The organism is Neolewinella marina (genome assembly GCF_002631205.1).
In the GTDB taxonomy this organism is placed as follows: Bacteria; Bacteroidota; Bacteroidia; order Chitinophagales; family Saprospiraceae; genus Neolewinella; species Neolewinella marina.
Genome location: NZ_PDLO01000002.1, coordinates 207,573 through 226,085 on the forward strand (window position 1 = coordinate 207,573; position 18,513 = coordinate 226,085).

Below are 18,513 nucleotides of genomic sequence, written 5' to 3' on the forward strand. Positions count from 1 at the left end.
AAACCTGTTCTGTTATGTTGTCTCGTTCCTGGCTTGGCTTTGGCCTGCTTAACCTTTTGTTGCTGGCCGCCTGCGGCTCCGACCGGCCGGTGTCTACCACTGCCGACCTGGCTGAATTCGACGAATACTTCACGCCTTCCGCGGACAGTGCCTCCCTCGTCATGGAGAACATCGCCGGCCCGGAGATCGTCCCCAGCCCAGCCTGCCTGGCGGTACTCCCCACCGGCGAAGTATTTGTGGGGGTGGATAAAATGGGTTCCCTCGGCAAGGACCCCGGCTACGGCAGCATCGTCCGCCTGGTCGACGCCGACAACGACGGCACCTACGAGTCGCACACGGAATTCACCCGGGTGGACAACCCCCGGGGCATCATGGCCGTCGGTGACCGCGTCTACGTACTGCACACCGCCTTCGAGGGCGACGACGACGTGGCGACGGGCATGGACCTGGTCGTTTTCGAGGACAAAGACCGCGACGGCGTAGCTGACGGCCCCGCCACTCCCCTGATCAAGCACATCAGCTCCCCCACCCCCCTCAGCGACCGGGGTACGGACCACGCCACCAACGGCATCCGGATGGGCATCGACGGATGGATCTACATCGCGGTGGGCGACTTCGGCTACCACGAGGCCACCGACCGCTCCGGCAACAAGCACACCATGCTCGGCGGTGGCATCGTGAGGGTGCGCCCGGACGGCACGGAGATGGAGGTGTACGCCCACGGCACCCGCAACATCTACGACGTGGCCATCGACCCCTTCATGAACATCTTCACCCGCGGCAACACCAACGACGGTGGCGGGTGGAACGTGCGCTTCATCCACTACCTCCAGAGCGGGGAGTACGGCTACCCTACTCTCTTCAAGCACTTCACGGATGAGATCCTGCCGGCTTTGGTCGACGTGGGCGGCGGATCAGGCACCGGCAGCTACTTCCTGGACGACAACCGCTGGCCGGCCCGCTACAACCACGTGCCCCTGATGGCCGACTGGGGCCGGAACCAGCTCTACATCCACCGGGTGGAACGGGACGGGCCTACTTTCACCCAGACGGAGGAGCCGTTCATCGAACTCCCCCAGATCACCGACGTGGACGTTGACGGCTCCGGCCGGATGTTCCTGGCTGCCTGGGACGGTGCCGGCTACCGCGGCAGCCCCGACAAGGGCTACGTGGTGAAGGTGGTGCCGGAGGGCTGGTCCTACGAGCCGTTTCCCGAATTGCGGACGGCCTCCGTGGCCCGGCTCGGAGAACTCCTGCGGGCGGGTAATTCCGTCACCCGCTTCCACGCCCAACAGGAACTGCTGAACCGCCCCGCCGAAGAAGCCGCCGCCGCGGCCTGGACCGTGGCGAGCGACCCTACCCAGTCGCTGGCCGCCCGGGTAGCCGGCGTGTATACCTACGCCCAGATCACCTGCGGCGAGGGTACGGAAAAGCTGCTTGAGCTGAGCGAAGAAAACAAGATGCGGGAGTTCGCCCTCCGCGCCCTGGCCGACCGGAAAAGCTGTCTGGCCTCCGTACCCCTCGAACCCTTCCTCACCGCCGTCCACGACGCCAACCCCCGGGTGCAGGCAGCCGCCATCGTAGCCCTGGGCCGCCTCGGCCGTCCGGAAGCCGCACCTACGCTGCTGGAAGTTTCCGTACCCGCCTCCCTGAAAGCACCCGCCGCCGGCACGGAAGGCCCCCACGCCACCCCCAATGCTGGTGTTGTCCTGCCCCACCTGGCGGTCCGTTCCCTGGTGGAATTAAAGGCCGTGGACGCCGCGGTCGCTGCCATCGACGACAATCCCCGGCTGGCGCTGTGGACCCTTCGCTACCTTCACGACCCCGCCGCCGTGGAGGGGCTGACCACCGCCTACGCTAAGCAGGACGACCCCGAACTCCAGCAAGAGATCCTGAACACCCTGGCCCGCCTCTACCACCGGGAGGCACCCTACAAGGGCGACTGGTGGTGGAGCACCCGCCCGGACACCCACGGCCCCTACTACAAGGGTGAAAGCTGGGAATCCTCGGAACGCATCAAGTCCTTTCTCCTCCAAGAAGCCGACGCCGGAAAATCCGAAAAGGCGGCCTTCTTCGCCGGCCTGAACGACCGCTACCGCCTGGGCATCGACGAGTTGGGCAGCGTGGAAACCGAGGAAGCCATTGCGGAAACCGAGGTAGACCTCTCCGCCATCTCCAAGGAGAAGGGGCAGGTAGGCAAGGCCTCCATCGAGGACGTCATCCTGGCCCTGGCCGAACTGGAGGGCGACCCCGCCCGTGGCAAGGAACTCTTCGTGAGCCAGGGCTGTATGGCGTGCCACAGCATCGAAAAAGGGCAGGTGATGAAGGGGCCTTTCATGGGGCAGATCGGGTCCATCATGTCGCGCGACCAGATCGCGGAGTCGATCCTGAAACCCAACGCCTCCATTTCCCAGGGCTTCTCTTCCTACCTCATCGAGACCCGCGACGGGGAGGCCCACGTGGGCTTCGTCACCGCCGAATCCGCCGATGCCCTGACCATCCGCGACGTGGCCGGCAACAGCGCCCGGTTGAAGAAGAGCGACATCACCAACCGGGAGGAACTGCCAATGTCGATGATGCCGGAAGGCCTGGCCAACGCCCTCTCCTTTGAGGAACTCGCTTCTTTGGTAACTTACCTGGCACAACAGAAATAGACCGTCCTCATATGGCCACCGACCCGATCACCGTCCGCACCACCGCCCGGGCTCCCCGCGACCTTACCTGGCACTACTACACCGACTCCGACCACATCGTCAACTGGAACTTCGCTTCCAGCGACTGGCACTGCCCGGCGGCGGAGAACGACCTCCGGATCGGCGGCGACTTCCGGATTACCATGGCGGCCCGGGACGGCAGCATGAGTTTCGACATGGCCGGCACCTACAATGCGGTGCAACCGGAAAAACACCTGGCCTACACCTTCACCAACGGCCGGCGGGTGACGGTTGACTTTGCGGAGGAAGGGGGGGCAACCGAAGTCACCGTTACTTTTGACCCCGAAAATGAATACCCCCTGGAGCAGCAGCGGGAGGGCTGGCAGGCCATTCTGGATAACTTCGGCCGCTACGCCGGGGAACAGGCCGCTCAAGGATAGCCACTCCGGGATCGATTGTCGGATTGAAGTCTGCACCCCATTTACTTTCCTTTCCAAAGAACTTAAGGAACAGGCTTTCGTAGAAGAGGTAGCCCTGCATTATACCAGTACGGAGGTGCAGACAGGCCTACAACCTCCTGAGCATGCCCCCTTTCGTCGCCCCTCACTCCATCGTCCGCCGCATTTGGGGCAACGGCGATACCATCCTGTTCATCTTCGCGGGGGCGGCCGCCGAATTTGCGTTGAACAAGGCCGTTGACTGGCTTTACTTCACCGGCAGGCTCCCGACCGACCCCATGGGACGGCTGTTTTCCACGGTGGCCTACGCCCGCACCATCGTCTTCTCGGAGGAGGCCGCCGCCCACCGCGCCATCGACGCCATGGCCCACATCCACTCCGCCGTAGAAGCCCAGCGGGGCACCCGCATTCCCGACTGGGCCTACCGTGACGTCCTCTACCTCCTCATCGATTACTCCATGCGAGCCCATGAGATCCTGGAGCACCCCCTGACCCCACCGGAAAAGGAAGAGGTATTCACCGTCTTCCACCGGGTGGGCAGCCGAATGGGGGTAAAGGACCTGCCCGCCACCTTCCCCGAGTGGGAAGACGACCGCCAGGCCCACCTCAACCGGAACCTGGCGCGCAGCCCCTACACGGACGACCTGTTCCGCCAGTACCGCAAGCACCTTGGCCCGCTGCGCTACTTCCTGCTGGGCGAAGCCCAGCGCCTGGTCGTACCCGGGCGCGTTGCCGAATTGCTGGATTACCGCCGCGACTCCCTCATCCGCCCCCTCCTCGGATCCTACAAGTGGAGCCGGCGCTTCCGGCTGGACGGCCTGCTGAAGTCGCTCATCCTGCCCTCGGCCTACAAGAATGAAATCCGGAGTCTCGACGTCGCCCCGGGCCACCGGATGCCCTGACAAACCTGATTCGGGCAGGAACGCGTCACCATGGCCCCGCGACCATCAACATTAGGGGTAAAGGTCGGGTTAGGCACTGCATGCCGGTTCCATATGCACCGCGCAACCGCCCCCCTGACACCAAGCCAAACCCATGAGCCACCGCACCACCGCCGAAGTACTGGAATCCCACCGCGCCGCCGGCAGATTCATCACCGTGGAAGGACTGCAAACCTTCGTCCTGGAGAAGGGGCAGGGCGAGCCCGTCCTCTGCCTCCACGGCGTGCCCACCTCCTCCTTCCTGTACCGGAAGGTGATCGACGGATTGGCGGAACGCGGCCTCCGGGGGATTTCCTTCGACCTGCCCGGACTGGGCTTTTCGGATCGCCCCAAGGATTTCGATTATGGCTTTTCCAACCTGGCACGCTTCACCGGAAAGGTGGCGGAAACACTTGGACTGGACCGCTACCACCTGGTGGTCCACGACGTGGGCGGGCCCGTTGGTTTTGCCCTGGCCGCCGACCACCGGGACCGGATCCGGTCGCTGACCATCCTGAACACCTGGATCGACGTGGTCAACTTCAAAAAGCCTCTGCCCATGCGCCCCTTCGAACTGCCGGTGGCGGGGGAAGCGGAGCTGGCTACCATCAATCACCTCACCTGGCAGGTCATGTGGAAAGGCCTGGGCGTGGCCGACAGTGAGCAGATCCCCGCCGAGGAACGCAACGCCTACGTGGACCTGCTGAAACGGGACGACGGAGGTTCCGCCTTTCTTAAGATCATGCGGAGCTTCGATAAATCCGAGGCCTTCCGCGACCGCTGCTACCGGGCCGTGCACGGTGCCCCCTACCCCATCCAGGCCATCTGGGGCAGCGAGGACCCGACCCTGACCTACGACCGCTACGGAAAGGAGGTCAAACGGGTGGCCGGCCTCTCGACCATTCACCAGGTGCCTGCCAAACATTTCCTGCAGGAAGACCAGGCGCCGGCCATCGCGGAACGCATCGCCGCCTTCATCCACCCCCAAAACCAATAGGCCATGCCCCGCTCCCCCAGGGTGATCTTCTTCGACGTCAACGAAACCCTGCTCGACCTGCAGCCGGTAAAGGACAGCGTGGCCCGGGCCCTGAACGGCCGCCAGGAGCTCGTCGCCACCTGGTTCACCACCCTCTTGCAGTATTCCCTGGTGGTCACCGTGGCGGACCGCTATACCGACTTCGGAGCCATCGGTGCCGCTACCCTACGGATGGTGGCCGACAAGCACGACATCGCGCTCTCGCAGCAGGAGGCCGAAACGGCCCTGAAGCCCATCCGTTCCCTGCCGCCCCACCCCGAAGTAGCCGGGGCCCTGGAGCGGCTGAGGGGAGCGGGCTACCGCCTCTTTACCCTTACGAATTCTGGTACCGACGCCCTGGCCGAGCAGATGGCCAATAGCGGCCTGGCCCCCTACTTCGAGGACTTGCTCAGCGTGGAGGCGGTGGGCAAGTTCAAGCCCGCCACTGAGGTATACCACTGGGCCGCCGGGCGCGTCGGGGTATCACCGGAAGATTGTCTCCTCGTAGCCGCCCACGGCTGGGACGTAGCCGGTGCCGCCTGGGCTGGACTGCAAACGGCCTTCATCAGCCGACCGGGGCAGACCACCTATCCGCTGGCCGATCCGCCGACGTGGACCGCTACCGACCTAACTATATTAGCCAATCGCCTGACCGACAATATGACATAGTCCGGTCCAAACTGAACTTAATACCGCAGAACCGCAATTTGCACCACCCTGCGGTGTTATTATGGGGAGTAATCTCCTGAACCCTTGATTCCTATGCAATTACTACCTGCACTCATTTCAGTACTGGAACGCTCCGGCCTGCTTCCCTCGCCCCGCCCCGAGCCCGTACCGGTAACCCTACCATCAGACCGCAAACCTTCCCTGCCGGGTAATTAAGCCTGGTTATGCGGCCACGGCGTCCCTAACGGCCGCCAGACTATCCGTCCATCAAGGTCAGCTGGGCCTTGGGCACTTACCTGTTCTTTGTCCGCCTGCCCAATCCCGCACGGAGGCTTGTCTTCGCAAGGGGGGTGCATTGCGCCTTCGGCATATCAGCGTGGGCACGGGTTTGCTGTGTGGCCTGATCACTTACGGACCTGGATCATTATTTTTTATACCCTTTTGATCTACACTCTCCCCTCCGATAGGAACCGGTAACCCCTTCCGGCAGCGCGACCGGAGATCATGGGCCACCGGCTGACGGGGAAATAACCGCCACGCCCCGTTATCCCGAGGCTTCCCTTTGGGAATGAGGAACCGTCCAATCAGCGAGAAAGCGTACTTTTTCGGTAAAGTTCCCGTTCATGCGCTTTCTCGTTTTCCTGGCTATGCTGCTCTTTATGCCCCGATGGACGGCGGCACAGGACTCCCGCTCCCCCAACATCATCGTCATCTTCGCCGACGACCTGGGCTACGGAGACCTGGAAAGCTACGGCCACCCCACCATCCGCACGCCGCGGCTGGACGAGATGGGGCGGGAAGGACAGCGGTGGACGAGCTTCTACGTCGCGGCCAACGTCTGCACCCCCAGCCGCGCGGCCCTGCTCACGGGTCGCTACCCCGTCCGCAGCGGCATGGCCAGCGACCACCACCGGGTGCTGTTCCCCAACAGTACGGGTGGCCTGCCCGCCACGGAAATCACCCTGGCCGAGCAGCTGAAGTCGGCCGGCTACGCCACCGCCGCCATCGGCAAGTGGCACCTGGGGCATCTGCCGAAGTATCTGCCTACCGCCCACGGCTTTGATACCTACTTCGGTATCCCCTACTCCAACGACATGGATATGTCCTCCCACCTGCCGTACCACCAGTTCTGGCAGCAGCCCCACGACTCGATCCGCAGCGAAAACTTCAACGTCCCCCTCCTGCGCGACACCACCGTCGTGGAGCGCCCCGCCGACCAACGCACCATCACGCGGCGGTACACGCAGGAAGCCATGGATTTCATCAAGCGCCAGGGGGACAATCCTTTCTTCATCTACCTGGCCCATAACCTACCCCACGTACCCCTCTTCGCCTCCGACGACTTCCTGGGCAGCAGCCACCGGGGACTCTACGGCGACGTCATTGAGGAGATCGACCACGGCGTGGGGCAGATCCTGGACCTGCTCCGCACCGAGGGGCTGGCCGAAAACACCATCGTGGTCTTCACCTCGGACAATGGCCCCTGGCTCTCCTACGGCCTCGACGGCGGCAGCGCCGGCCCCCTGTACGCCGGCAAGGGCACCACCTGGGAAGGCGGCCACCGGGTGCCGGCCATTTTCTGGGGGCCGGGGCGGGTAGCCCCGGCTACCGTACGCGGCATCGGCAGCACACTGGACTTCCTGCCCACCTTTTCCGCCCTGGCCGGAGTGGCGGTCCCCGACGACCGCCCCATCGACGGGATCGACCTCTCCGTCACCCTCCTCACCGCGGCCGAAAGTCCCCGCCGGGAGATGATCTACTACCGCGGTTCCAGGCCCTACGCCGTGCGCCTGGGCGACTACAAGGTTCACTACGTTACCCAGGGTGCCTACGGGCAGTTCGGGGAGCGGGAAGAGCACGCCAAGCCCCTGCTGTATCACCTCGGTCACGACCCCGGAGAGACCACCAACATTGCCGAACTCCACCCGGAGGTGATCCAGCAAATTACCGACCACCTGTCCCGCCACCGGGCCACCGTTAAACCGGCCCCGGACCAGTTGTCCGAACGGCTCAACTGACGCCCATGCGCCCCACCATCGACACCCAGGCCAGTGATTCACCGGAAGAAGCCTTCCAGAATGCCACCCTGCGCCCGGTACTCAAGCAGCAGCACGAATTGCTCACCGCCATGCTGCGCCACTACCTGGTGAAGCGGAAGGTCAACCCGGAACAGGTCCCCGCCGCCCGCCGCTTCGAGAAAATCAAGGAGCTGGTTACCCGCGATAACCGCCTCCGCGGCCTGCTCTTCGGCATCGTGATCGGGCAGTTCTCGGCCGAGGAGTTGGGGTACTACCTGCAGCAGGAGAGTGAGATCAATCGCCGCATCACGAACCTGCTGGTGGAGCGGCTCCGCTCGGCGTGGTAGGCACCTGCGTCAGCGAGCGGACGTGCCGTGCCGTAGGCCCCGTTTTTTCCCTGGCCGGTTAATACCTTGGGGGAAGCCAGCGTTTTTTAGCCATGCCGTTCCTCCCCCTCCTTTTCCTGCTGCTGTTCGCCGCTGCCCTTCCGGCACAGATGGACCTGCCCCCGGACTTCATCACGCGACTGGACAGCATGGACATCCGATTCACCGCCCCCCTGGACAGTGACTTCCGGGAAACCACCCTGCGCAACGAAAACCGCTGGCTGGAGGACCACTACGCCATGGCTTCCCGGCGCGAAAAGCTGGAACTGCGGTTCCACCTGCGCCCCGAGCACGAGGGCGACCGCTACTACCAACTGCCCCACCTGGCCGCCACCACCCTGGCCATGAACCTGGGCAGCAACGACGAGGACGCCGTGACCGCCGTGCACAGCTTCGGGGAGGAGGAGCTGGCGCTGTACGGGGCCGACTGGGCGCGGATGTACACCTTCCGCCCGAAGCGTAGCTTCAGCGACAAGGAGCAGGCCCAACTCATTGCCCTGTACCGGGAGGGACGGGGACTGGCCTACACCATCCTCCTTTTCGACAAGGCACCCGAAACCCTGGAGGGACGGCAGCTTTCCCTGCGCTTCCGCTGAACAACCCCGCCTCAGTGCACCGGCAGCACGGCCTGCTCGGCCAGGACGAAGACGCGGTCCCCCGGCCGCACCTTCACTTCGGCGCAGCCCGTAAATTCCCCGAAGGCGGGCAGAATTCCTTCCCGGACTCCGAAGTAGAAGGCCGGCAGCTTCATGCCCCGCCCACTCCCGTCGAGCAACTTTACGCAGGGGTGCACGTGACCGCAAAGGTTGTAGTGCCCCGGCAGCCGCTGGTCTTCCTTTAGCGGATGGTGGCTGAAACTGAAGGCCCCCTCCGTGATGATTTCCGGGTGGTACACCAAGCTGGCCTCCGCGTAGGCCGTCGGGGGCAATACGTCGTGGTTGCCCGGCACCAGCTCAAAGCTCAGATCGGGATAGGCCGTTGTGAAGTCGCAGAAGTCGCGCCAGACATGGTTGTGGTCGCTGTGGAACAGGTCGCCCAGCAGCAGTACCCGGCGGGGACGAAATACCCGCAGCAGCTCGTGCAGCCGGGCGAAATTCACCGCGCTTACCCCCCGGGGAACGGGGATTCCCGCCCGCCGGAAGTGGGCTCCCTTGCCGAGGTGGAGGTCGGCGAGCAGCAGGATGCTCCGCGCCGGCCAGTAGATGGCGCGGTCGGGATGGAGCTGCAGTTGCTCCCCGGCGATGGTGACGGATTCCATGGGGGCGCAAAAGTACGATCTGGCGGGGTCCTGTTCTTCTGCCGGGCCGGATCACAATAGCCAATCCCGCGGTTTGTGTACTGGCTTACCCGCAGCCACATTGCCGCCATCAAATTTCCGGAAGAAAGAAACCCTCGCCCCCCCGGCAACTCGCGGGCGAACCAGGGGAACCAATTCGCCCTGTCAAGACTTCTAGGGTCATGCATCCGTACCTGATTGCCCTGCTCTTGCTGCTTTCCATCGGCACCTGCGGCCCCGCCCCCCTGGCTGCCCAGTTCCCCTATGATCTGGACAACCCCCAGCTGGTGGGGGAACTGCCCGAGGAACTGGACGAAATCTCCGGCCTGACCATCCGCAACGGTGACTTGCTGGCCGTTGAGGACGAATACGGCATCCTGTACCGCCTGGCCCTGGCCGATGGTTCCATCCTGGAGCGCACCGAGTTCTGGGAAAGCGGCGACTACGAGGGACTGGCCACCGTGGGCGAGAACGAAGTATGGGTAACCAAAAGCAACGGCCGGCTGTACCGCATCACCGCCCCCGGCACCAACGAGCAGCGGGTGAAGGAATACAACACCTGGCTGAAGGGGGAAAACGACGTGGAGGGTCTGGCCTACGACGCCACCCGCAACCGCCTGCTGCTGGCCTGCAAGGATGACCCCAAGGGCAACGGTATGTCGAAGGAGAACCGTTACATCTTCGCCTTCGATTTGGAGACGAAAAAACTCGGCGAAGAAGCTGCGTACAGCATCCCCCGGGAGGACGACTTCAGCCCTTCCGCCCTGGCGATCCACCCCCTCACCGGCCAGCTGTTCCTGACCAGCAGCGTGGGCAACCGCCTCCTGGTCGCGGATGCGGAGGGGCGCATAGAAACGGTGCGCAAACTCGACAAGCGGTTCCTGCCCCAGGCCGAGGGACTGGCCTTCACCGCGGACGGCACCCTCTACATCAGCACCGAGGCCCGCGACGGTGAACCGGCCCGGATATATAGGCTACCTTTGGCGCCCTAATCATCCGCAACTCCCCCCGATGGCCACTGGCCTGGACCTGATAAAGCAACCGATCGCCCGTGAGCTCGAGACCTTCGAGAAGCGGTTTCGCGAGACCCTGCGGTCGCCGGTGCCCCTGATGGACCGCATCACCTACTACATCGTGCGCCGCAAGGGGAAGCAGATGCGCCCCATGTTCACCTTCTTCAGCGCCCAGGCCTGCGGTGGCATCAACGACGATACCTACACCGCCGCCAGCCTGATCGAGCTGGTGCATACCGCCAGCCTGGTCCACGACGACGTGGTGGACGAAAGCTACGAGCGCCGCGGCTTCTTCAGCATCAATGCCCTGTGGAAGAACAAGATCGCCGTACTCGTGGGCGACTACTTCCTGGCCCGCGGATTGTCCATCGCCCTGGCCAACAAGCAGTACCGCACCCTGGAGATCAGCTCCGACGCCGTGCAAGCCCTGGCCGAGGGCGAGCTGTTGCAGATCGAGAAGGCCCGCCGCCTGGACATCGACGAGGAGATCTACTTCGAGGTGATCCGCCAGAAAACGGCCAGCCTCATCGCCGCCTCCTGTGCCGCCGGTGCCGCCTCGGCCACCGACGACGAAGCCACCCTGAAGCGGATGCACGCCTTCGGGGAAAAGATCGGGATCGCCTTCCAGATCCGGGACGACCTCTTTGATTTCGGGCTCGACAACGTTGGCAAGCCCCGTGGCATCGACATCAAGGAAAAGAAGATGACCCTGCCGCTGATCCACGCCCTTAACCAGGCCACGCGCTCCGAGCGGCGGCGGATGATCCGCAACATCAAGAAGCACAGCGACGACCCCGCCCGGGTGCAGGAGGTATTGCGCTTCGTACGCGAAAGCGAGGGGATATCCTACGCGGAGGCCGCCATGTTCCGCTACCGCGATGAAGCCTTTGCCCTGCTCAGGGGGCTGCCCCCCAGCTCCGCCCGCGACGGATTGGAACAATTGGTAAATTATGTGGTAGATCGGGATTACTAATCGCAGGTTCGGGGTATGAACTTTAAGTAGCGGTGATTCTTGTAATCAGCGCGCCCTAACCCCAACCGATTGATTATGCCCCCGAAGACCAGTCTGCTTACCATCGTACACGGCCGCCGCGCCCACCTCCACAACCTGTTGCGGGGCATCGCCGGGCAACGCACCCGCCCCCACGAGGTAATCGTCGTCTTCATGAACGAGGACATTCCGGGCGATTTGCCCGACCCGGGTTGTCCGCTCCGTCCGCTCCAGTTGAATTCCGACCACCATCAATTGCCGCTGGCCGCCGCGCGCAACCGGGCCGCGTCCGCCGCCGAGGGGGATATTCTGGCCTTCCTCGACGTAGACTGTATCCCCGCCCCCCACTACCTGGAACAACTGGAAGCGGCCGTCGGGCTTACCCACGGTCTGGTGATGGGTGAGGTGCGCTACCTGCCGGAGGGAGCGGCGGCTCCCGGCTGGTCCTTCAGCCTGCTCAACCAGGTGGCCCAGCCCCATCCCCGGCGGCCCCGGCTTCCCGCGGGGCGGGATATCATGACCCTGCCCTACCCCCTCTTCTGGTCGCTGGCCTTCGGCTTGCGGGCCACGGATTTTGCCCGCCTCGGCGGGTTCGACGAAGGATACGTCGGTTACGGGGGCGAAGACACCGATTTCGCCTTCAACGCCCGGGCTACCCGGCTGCCCCTTTACGGCTGCGGTGCCCGCGTCTTCCACCAATACCATCCGGTATACTCCCCGCCCTACAACCACCTGAGTGACATCGTCAGTAACGCGCGCCGCTTTCATTCCAAATGGCAGATGTGGCCTATGGAGTCCTGGCTGAAGCAGTTCGAGCGGGACGGCCTCATCCGCTGGGAACCCAACGACATTGAGATCCTGCGCGAGCCGCATTCCGAACAGGTCGAGGATGCCCTGAGGGAAACCCTCTTCGGCTAGGGTCAATAGATTCCGCCGCTGTGGAGGATTACGAGAGACGCCCCCCGCGGGTATTCCCCCCTGGCCAGGCGGTGCAACACCCCCGTGAAAAGCTTCGCGGTATAGACGGGTTCCAGGGGAGGAAGCAATTGATCTCCCAGGTCGGCCCGCTTGGCGATTGCCCCTTCCGGCGTGTACAGTCGCCAGTCCGTCGGAAACTTGCCGTACCCTCCAAAAGCGTAGCCGGTAATCACGTCCAGGTGGCCCGTGTCGGTGCCCGGGGGTAACCACGATTCAATTTCGCTGCGCATCCAGTTCCCCCGCAGCGCCGGGTAGACTTCAACGCGGGTTCTGCCCCCCGATGCGGCCGCAACCACCCCCGCGGCCGTGCCACCCGTGCCCGCGCTGAGACAGAAATAGTCGGGCGCGCGTCCGAGTTGTTTTACCGTTTCTCCGTAAACCGCCCCCACGAACGGAAGCGCGGAGGGTTGGGTCCCCCCTTCCGGCACCACGATTTCGTCGGCGGTGATTCCGATCTCACGTTGCACTTCGGGATGGTGTTTTTGGCGGTAGGTGGTCCGGTCGACGAAGGTCAACTGGCTCCCGTTACGGGCGACAAAATCCAGGGTGAGATTGCGGACAGCCTCCCCCCGAATGTAAAAGCGGGTCCGGAATCCGAAGCGCACGCCCGCAGCGCTGAGGGCGGCGACGTGGTTGCTGAAGGCCCCGCCGAAGGAAACTACGGTACGCCCGTCCAGATCAGTCCGGTTGAGCAGCGGGGCCAGTTTCCGGACTTTATTCCCCTGCAGGGGGTCGTGGGGTGCCCACGCGTAGTGATCGTCGCGCTTGACGTACAGCGCAACGCCGGCGGCGGTGGCCACGGGGTGATCCAGCCGTTGGAGGGGGCTGGGCGGTAGCGGCCTCAGGCCCGAACGGGTCGGATGTCGTAACCGGCGTCCTCGACGACCTGCATGATTTCGGCCTCGGTGGCGGTGCCTTCCACCGTAAGCAGTTTGCGGTCGTCTTCCACGTCAACGCGCCAGATCGTCACTCCTTCCAGCTCGTCCAGGAAGGGGGTGACGCTGCGCACGCAGCTGCCGCAGTTGATGTTGGTGGCGAAGGACTTGAGCGTAGCGGTCATGGGTTCTATCGGTCTAATTCGGTCACAGAACACCCCAAAATGAAAAATGGGTCACCCTCCGTTCGGAAGGTGACCCACTTTTAACGGTCGTTGCGGGGGGATTAACCCAGGGCGACGTGCTTGAAGTCGGTGACTTTCAGTCCTTTCTCGACGCTGTCGAGGTACTGGGCCACGGTCTGCTTGTCGCTCTTGACGAAGGCCTGGGCTTCCAGGGTGTTCTCCTTGTAGAACTTGTTGAGGCGTCCCTGGCCGATCTTCTCGAGCATGGCTTCGGGCTTGCCCTCCTGGCGGGCCAGGTCCATGGCGATGTCGAGCTCCTGGTCAACGGTGGCCTGGTCGATGCCCTCCTTGTTGACGGCGATCGGCTTCATGGCGGCAACCTGCATGGCAACGTCACGGCCGGCGTCGAAGGCGGCTTCGTTGTTCTTGGTCAGGGCCACGAGTACACCGGCGCGGTATCCGCTGTGGATGTAGGGAGCCACGAGGGGGGCACTGAGTTGCTCGTAGGCGGTGATGCTGATCTTCTCGTTGATCTTGCCTACCATCTCGGTAACCTTCTCACCGATGGTGAGGTTGCCTTCCATCTTGAGGCCGTTGAGGGCGTTGAGGTCGGCGGGGCGGTTCTCGAGGGCCAGGTCAGCGACCTTCTGGGCGAAAGCCACGAAGTCGTCGTTCTTGGCCACGAAGTCGGTTTCGCTGCTCAGGCGCACGATCACGCCATAGTCGTTGGCGTCGTTTACCTGGGCGATCACTACGCCTTCGTTGGCTTCCCGGTCGCCGCGCTTGGCAGCTACCTTTTCGCCGCGCTTGCGGAGGATCTCGATGGCCTTGTCAAAATCGCCTTCCGCTTCCGCGAGGGCTTTCTTGCAGTCCATCATACCGGAACCGGTCATGTCCCGCAGTTTCTTTACGTCTTTAGCCGAAATAGCCATTTGTATAGATGTTTTTTATTGGAATAATCTGGTAGAGGAGTACAGCAGTAAAGTAGTACGGTAGTATGGCAGTACGGTAGTACCGTACTGCTGTACTGCCATACTACCGTACTACCCTACCGATTCGTTACTCTGCGCTGGCGGCCTGTTCTTCTCCGCTGCTGGCTTTCTCTTCCTTCTCCTCGCTGCGCTCGGCCAGGCCTTCCTTGATGCACTCGACGAGGTAGTTGGTGATCACGCCTACGGCCTTGCTGGCGTCGTCGTTGCCGGGGATGGCGTAGTCGACGCTGGTGGGGTCGGCGTTGGTATCGACGATACCGAAGGTGCGCATACCGAGCTTTTTGGCTTCGGCGATGGCCAGGTGTTCGTGTACGATGTCGACCACGAAGATGGCGTTGGGGATCCGCTGCATGTCAGCGATACCGCCCAGTACCTTGTTCATCTTCTCGTGCTCGCGGGTGAGGGTGAGGCGCTCCTTTTTGGTTACGCTGTCGAGGGTACCGTCGTTCAGCATCCGGTCGATGTTCTGCATCTTGCGGATCGAGCGGCGGATGGTGTTGAAGTTGGTCAGCATACCTCCCTGCCACCGGTCGGTAACGTAGGGCATGTTGACTTCCTGAGCGGCGGCGGTGACGATATCGCGGGCCTGCTTCTTGGTGGCCACGAAGAGGATCTTCTTACCGGCACGGGCGATCTGCCGCATGGCGTTTCCGGCGCGGTCGATGCTCTCCAGGGTACGGTTCAGGTCGATGAGGTGGATGCCGTTCTTCTCGGTGAAGATGTAAGGGGACATCTTGGGGTTCCACTTGCGGCGCAGGTGACCGAAGTGTACGCCGGCGTCCAGGAGCTGCTGATGGGTGGGCTTAGCCATGGTTTTTTTATTGTTGAATCCGGGCGGGAGCCCGAATGGTTTTTTATGCACCGTGATACGATAATACAGGGGTCCGGCAGAGGCGCAAGCGCAAGACGGAACGGCTGTACCGGTGTACCACCGTTATCAATCTATCGCTTGGAGAACTGGAAGCTCTTACGGGCCTTGGGCTTACCGTACTTCTTGCGCTCTACTACGCGGGCGTCGCGGGTCAGCAGCTTGTTGCTCTTCAGGGGGCTGCGGAAGTCTTCGTTCAACTTCACGAGGGCACGGCTGATGGCCATGCGGATCGCTTCGGCCTGTCCTTTGTAACCACCACCGTCGACGTTGACTTTCACGTCGTAGATGCTGTTGTCCACCTCGATGACGTGGAAGGGCTGTACGATCTTGCCCTGGACGTGGGTCTGGGGGAAGTAGGCTTTGTAGTCCTTACCGTTAACGGTGATATTACCCTTGCCCTGCATGAGGTAAACGCGGGCGACGGCGGCCTTGCGGCGACCTATGGCATTGATTTGTTCCATGGATTATTGTTGCTTTGTGGCGTTCGTGCGTGGGTAGGTTGCCTGGGCCGGAGGGGCTGCTGGCGCGGTAGCTCCCGGACGCACCAACTGACTATTTGAGTTCCTGCGGTTGCTGGGCGGCGTGGGGATGCTCGGCACCGGCGTACACGTGAAGTTTGCGGTACTGGGCCCGACCGAGCTTGGTCTTGGGCATCATGCCTTTGATGGCGTGCTCCAGCACCAGCTCGGGCTTGCGCGCCAGCAGTTGCCGGGGCGTAGCCTGCCGCTGGCCACCGGGGTAGCCGGTGTGGCGCAGGTAAATCTTGTTGTTGAACTTCTGGCCCGTGAAACGGACCTTGTCGGCGTTGATTACGATTACGTGGTCGCCGTTGTCGAAGTGGGGCGTGTAGTCGGGCTTGTGCTTGCCGCGCAGTACGCGGGCAATACGGCTGGCGAGTCGTCCAACGACTTCACCCTCAGCGTCGATTACGTGCCACTTGCGCTCAACGGTGCTGGCGTTGGCCGACTGGGTTTTGTAGGATAGTGTATTCACGGGAAATACTTGATTTTACTGATTCAATGCCCCGCACACCGGCGGGACGGACGCGCCCCCGGGGAACGGGGTCCACGAAAGCGGACGCAAAGGTACGTGGAACGAAAAACAGAAACAAGCATTTGAAAGCTTATTTTTCACTTCCGACCCTCATAAGTCGCTGAAAAACAGTTGAAATTTCGCACAGCTCCCACCATGGGCGGCTTTTCACCCCCTTCCTCCGCACGCAACTGCCTAATCTTCCACCACTTGCGCGGGTAAGGTTCTGGGGGGAGTATCCAATGAAATAATCGGGGGCCTCAGTCCTGATCGGGAATGGTAAAGGTGAAAGTCGTCCCCTGCCCGACCTCGGAAGCCACGCTAACGGTGCCGCCGATGGTTTCCACGAGGCGTTTGACGATCGAAAGACCTACGCCGTGGCTGCGCGTTTTACCCGTCCCAGCGCTGTGGAACAGGCGGAAAATATCCCGCTGGTTCTCGGCGGGGATGCCGGGGCCGTTATCGTTGACCGTAAACACGAACTGGTTGCCCGGTTCATGGACGCAATCGATCACCACCCGGCAGTCGTCGCGGTTGCTGAACTTGATGGCGTTGCCGATGAGGTTCTGGATCACCTGCAACAGGGCCAGGGAGGAGGTGTACACTCGTTCCACCGCGCCCACGTAGACCACGCGGCAATCGTCCGGGTACCCGAGGTGGCGCAGGGCCTGGTCGATACACTGCTGGACCACCACTTCCTCGTGGGCTTCCCGCAGGTTGCGGGCCACCTGGCTGTAGCGCAGCACGCCCTCGATCATATCCGTGGCGTCCTCCGCCCGTTCCTGGATCATCTGCAGGAGCTCGGCACCGTCTTCGGGCAACAGCGACAGATAATCCTCCTCGAGCATTTCCCCGGCCTGGCGGATATTCCGCAGGGGGGCTTTCAGGTCGTGGGCGATGACGTGGCTGAAGTCGCGCAGGATCCGGTAGGCCTGCTCCCGCTCCCGGGCCCGCTGCTTGGCCTCGGCCAGGGCCTTGCGGAGTTCGAACAGCTTGATCACCTGGCGGGCCAGCCGCTTCAGCGCCTGCATCTGGCTGTCCGACAGTTCCCGTGGTACATGATCGATAACGCACAGGCTGCCCAGGGCGTATCCCTCCCGGCTCACCAGCGGCACCCCCGCGTAAAAGACGACGTGGGGTTCCTGGTGCACCAGTTCATTGTTCTCAAAGCGGGGATCAACCCGCGCGTCGGGCACGACCAGCGGAGCCGCAGGGTCCAGGATATTATAGGAGCAAAAGGCCGCATCCCGGGGCGAACCCTCCATACCTTCCGGTACGCCGACGGCCGACTTGAACCACTGCCGCTGTTCATCCAGCAGACTGATCAACGATACCGGGGTACCGCAGATGTGAGCCGCGATGGTGGTCAGGTCATCGAACTCATCCTCGGGCAGGCTGTCAAGAATCGCGTATTCGCGCAAGTTGGCCAACCGCGCGGCTTCGTTTTCCGGTCTGGGGGGGATCACGCCGCAAAGGTAACCCACGCAAGTTGTTTTGGCATCCAGGAACGTAGGAGGCGCGGCCGCCGGTGCCGGACCAGGGGAAAAGCCGCCGGGCAGGTCAGAGAACCGCGCCGAAGTGTGTACCTTTTCCCCAAGCTACTCACTAACCATGACACGAACCATCAACTGGTGGGCGATACTGGGCGCTACGGTTGCGGCCATGTTCGTCGGATTCCTCTTTTACGGTGCCCTCTTCAACGCACCCTGGACGGCCGCCGTAGGCCTGACCACCACCGATGAGGTCAACTACTTCAAGCACGGTACCCCGGTCACCATCGACCCCGTCACCCCCATGCTGATCAACGCCTTCGTGATGGCGGCCTACGCCCTGTTCCTGTCGTGGCTTATGCAGCGGACCAAGCGCAAGACCTTTGCCGAGGGTGCCCTGCTGGGCCTCCTTGTCGGATTGGTGGTTGCCGCCAGCCACGGCCTGACCAACCTGTTCGCCATGAACCCCGCCATCCTCACCATTATCGATGGCAGCTACCACGCTGTGCTGTTCGCGATAATCGGGGGCATCGTGGCCCGCTGGCCGGTGGTGCGGCGGATTCCCTGACTCCCACTTATCGGGGATTCGAATAAGCAATCTACAAGCCTTATCTTTTAGGGTTACTCGGTCGCGGGCTGCAACCCTTCCGGCGGGGTATCGTCGTTCCGGAAACTCTCTCGCATTCCGCC

General features: G+C 62.8%; 20 protein-coding genes. 12 read left to right on the forward strand and 8 right to left on the reverse strand.

Going from position 1 to position 18,513, the window contains the following annotated elements; translation table 11 throughout:
• The first annotated feature begins 14 nt into the window (after nucleotides 1–14).
• From CGL56_RS06285 to CGL56_RS06320, 8 genes are all read left to right on the forward strand, one after another.
• Nucleotides 15–2,654: a DUF7133 domain-containing protein gene (locus CGL56_RS06285; RefSeq protein ID WP_099105682.1), complete on the forward strand. Its 2,640-nt coding sequence runs from the start codon at nucleotides 15–17 to the stop codon at nucleotides 2,652–2,654.
• Between the two features lie 11 nt (nucleotides 2,655–2,665).
• A complete protein-coding gene (locus CGL56_RS06290) occupies nucleotides 2,666–3,094 on the forward strand; it encodes an SRPBCC domain-containing protein (protein ID WP_099105683.1) in 429 nt (142 codons plus the stop codon).
• 143 nt (nucleotides 3,095–3,237) lie between these two features.
• The gene (locus tag CGL56_RS06295) at nucleotides 3,238–4,014 is read left to right on the forward strand and encodes an oxygenase MpaB family protein (RefSeq protein ID WP_099105684.1); all 777 of its coding nucleotides are present in this window, start codon (nucleotides 3,238–3,240) and stop codon (nucleotides 4,012–4,014) included.
• A gap of 133 nt (nucleotides 4,015–4,147) precedes the next feature.
• Nucleotides 4,148–5,029, forward strand: a complete 882-nt coding sequence (locus tag CGL56_RS06300) for an alpha/beta fold hydrolase (RefSeq protein ID WP_099105685.1) — start codon at nucleotides 4,148–4,150, stop codon at nucleotides 5,027–5,029.
• Nucleotides 5,030–5,032: 3 nt separating this feature from the next.
• On the forward strand, nucleotides 5,033–5,716 hold the full coding sequence (locus CGL56_RS06305; RefSeq protein WP_099105686.1) for a haloacid dehalogenase type II: 684 nt from the start codon (nucleotides 5,033–5,035) through the stop codon (nucleotides 5,714–5,716).
• A gap of 623 nt (nucleotides 5,717–6,339) precedes the next feature.
• Nucleotides 6,340–7,734: a sulfatase family protein gene (locus CGL56_RS06310; RefSeq protein ID WP_099105687.1), complete on the forward strand. Its 1,395-nt coding sequence runs from the start codon at nucleotides 6,340–6,342 to the stop codon at nucleotides 7,732–7,734.
• Nucleotides 7,735–7,739: 5 nt separating this feature from the next.
• The gene (locus tag CGL56_RS06315) at nucleotides 7,740–8,081 is read left to right on the forward strand and encodes a hypothetical protein (protein ID WP_099105688.1); all 342 of its coding nucleotides are present in this window, start codon (nucleotides 7,740–7,742) and stop codon (nucleotides 8,079–8,081) included.
• A gap of 92 nt (nucleotides 8,082–8,173) precedes the next feature.
• Nucleotides 8,174–8,716 (forward strand): hypothetical protein, encoded by a 543-nt coding sequence (locus tag CGL56_RS06320; protein ID WP_099105689.1) that lies wholly within the window; start codon nucleotides 8,174–8,176, stop codon nucleotides 8,714–8,716.
• 11 nt (nucleotides 8,717–8,727) lie between these two features.
• Here the strand turns inward: CGL56_RS06320 and pdeM are convergent, their stop codons facing one another.
• Entirely contained in the window at nucleotides 8,728–9,378 is a 651-nt protein-coding gene (gene pdeM / locus CGL56_RS06325) for a ligase-associated DNA damage response endonuclease PdeM (protein ID WP_099105690.1), read from the reverse strand.
• Between the two features lie 200 nt (nucleotides 9,379–9,578).
• Here pdeM and CGL56_RS06330 point away from each other — a divergent pair, with 200 nt between their 5' ends.
• The 3 genes from CGL56_RS06330 to CGL56_RS06340 all read left to right on the forward strand — a co-directional run bounded on the left by CGL56_RS06330 (nucleotide 9,579) and on the right by CGL56_RS06340 (nucleotide 12,318).
• Nucleotides 9,579–10,388 (forward strand): SdiA-regulated domain-containing protein, encoded by an 810-nt coding sequence (locus CGL56_RS06330; RefSeq protein WP_099105691.1) that lies wholly within the window; start codon nucleotides 9,579–9,581, stop codon nucleotides 10,386–10,388.
• A 19-nt stretch (nucleotides 10,389–10,407) separates the two neighbouring features.
• Nucleotides 10,408–11,382, forward strand: a complete 975-nt coding sequence (locus tag CGL56_RS06335) for a polyprenyl synthetase family protein (RefSeq protein ID WP_099105692.1) — start codon at nucleotides 10,408–10,410, stop codon at nucleotides 11,380–11,382.
• 75 nt (nucleotides 11,383–11,457) lie between these two features.
• Nucleotides 11,458–12,318: a glycosyltransferase family 2 protein gene (locus CGL56_RS06340; RefSeq protein WP_099105693.1), complete on the forward strand. Its 861-nt coding sequence runs from the start codon at nucleotides 11,458–11,460 to the stop codon at nucleotides 12,316–12,318.
• 2 nt (nucleotides 12,319–12,320) lie between these two features.
• On the opposite strand, the gene CGL56_RS06345 is transcribed toward CGL56_RS06340, so the two are convergent.
• From CGL56_RS06345 to CGL56_RS06375, 7 genes are all read right to left on the reverse strand, one after another.
• Nucleotides 12,321–13,223, reverse strand: coding sequence for a pyridoxal-phosphate dependent enzyme (locus CGL56_RS06345; protein WP_099105694.1), 903 nt, complete (start codon nucleotides 13,221–13,223; stop codon nucleotides 12,321–12,323).
• Complete coding sequence (locus CGL56_RS06350; RefSeq protein ID WP_099105695.1) at nucleotides 13,220–13,438, reverse strand: heavy-metal-associated domain-containing protein; 219 nt, start codon at nucleotides 13,436–13,438, stop codon at nucleotides 13,220–13,222. Before CGL56_RS06350 ends, CGL56_RS06345 begins: the two co-directional genes overlap by 4 nt.
• 101 nt (nucleotides 13,439–13,539) lie before the next feature.
• Nucleotides 13,540–14,370 (reverse strand): translation elongation factor Ts, encoded by an 831-nt coding sequence (gene tsf / locus CGL56_RS06355; RefSeq protein WP_099105696.1) that lies wholly within the window; start codon nucleotides 14,368–14,370, stop codon nucleotides 13,540–13,542.
• Between the two features lie 127 nt (nucleotides 14,371–14,497).
• The gene (rpsB, locus tag CGL56_RS06360) at nucleotides 14,498–15,241 is read right to left on the reverse strand and encodes a 30S ribosomal protein S2 (RefSeq protein ID WP_099105697.1); all 744 of its coding nucleotides are present in this window, start codon (nucleotides 15,239–15,241) and stop codon (nucleotides 14,498–14,500) included.
• 131 nt (nucleotides 15,242–15,372) lie between these two features.
• Nucleotides 15,373–15,762 carry a 30S ribosomal protein S9 gene (gene rpsI / locus CGL56_RS06365; RefSeq protein WP_099105698.1) on the reverse strand — a complete coding sequence of 130 codons (390 nt, stop codon included), beginning with the start codon at nucleotides 15,760–15,762 and terminating at the stop codon, nucleotides 15,373–15,375.
• Between the two features lie 91 nt (nucleotides 15,763–15,853).
• Complete coding sequence (gene rplM, locus CGL56_RS06370) at nucleotides 15,854–16,294, reverse strand: 50S ribosomal protein L13 (RefSeq protein ID WP_099105699.1); 441 nt, start codon at nucleotides 16,292–16,294, stop codon at nucleotides 15,854–15,856.
• A gap of 299 nt (nucleotides 16,295–16,593) precedes the next feature.
• Nucleotides 16,594–17,799, reverse strand: a complete 1,206-nt coding sequence (locus tag CGL56_RS06375; protein WP_143470640.1) for a sensor histidine kinase — start codon at nucleotides 17,797–17,799, stop codon at nucleotides 16,594–16,596.
• Between the two features lie 145 nt (nucleotides 17,800–17,944).
• Here CGL56_RS06375 and CGL56_RS06380 point away from each other — a divergent pair, with 145 nt between their 5' ends.
• On the forward strand, nucleotides 17,945–18,391 hold the full coding sequence (locus CGL56_RS06380) for a DUF1761 domain-containing protein (RefSeq protein WP_099105701.1): 447 nt from the start codon (nucleotides 17,945–17,947) through the stop codon (nucleotides 18,389–18,391).
• Nucleotides 18,392–18,513: the final 122 nt, after the last annotated feature.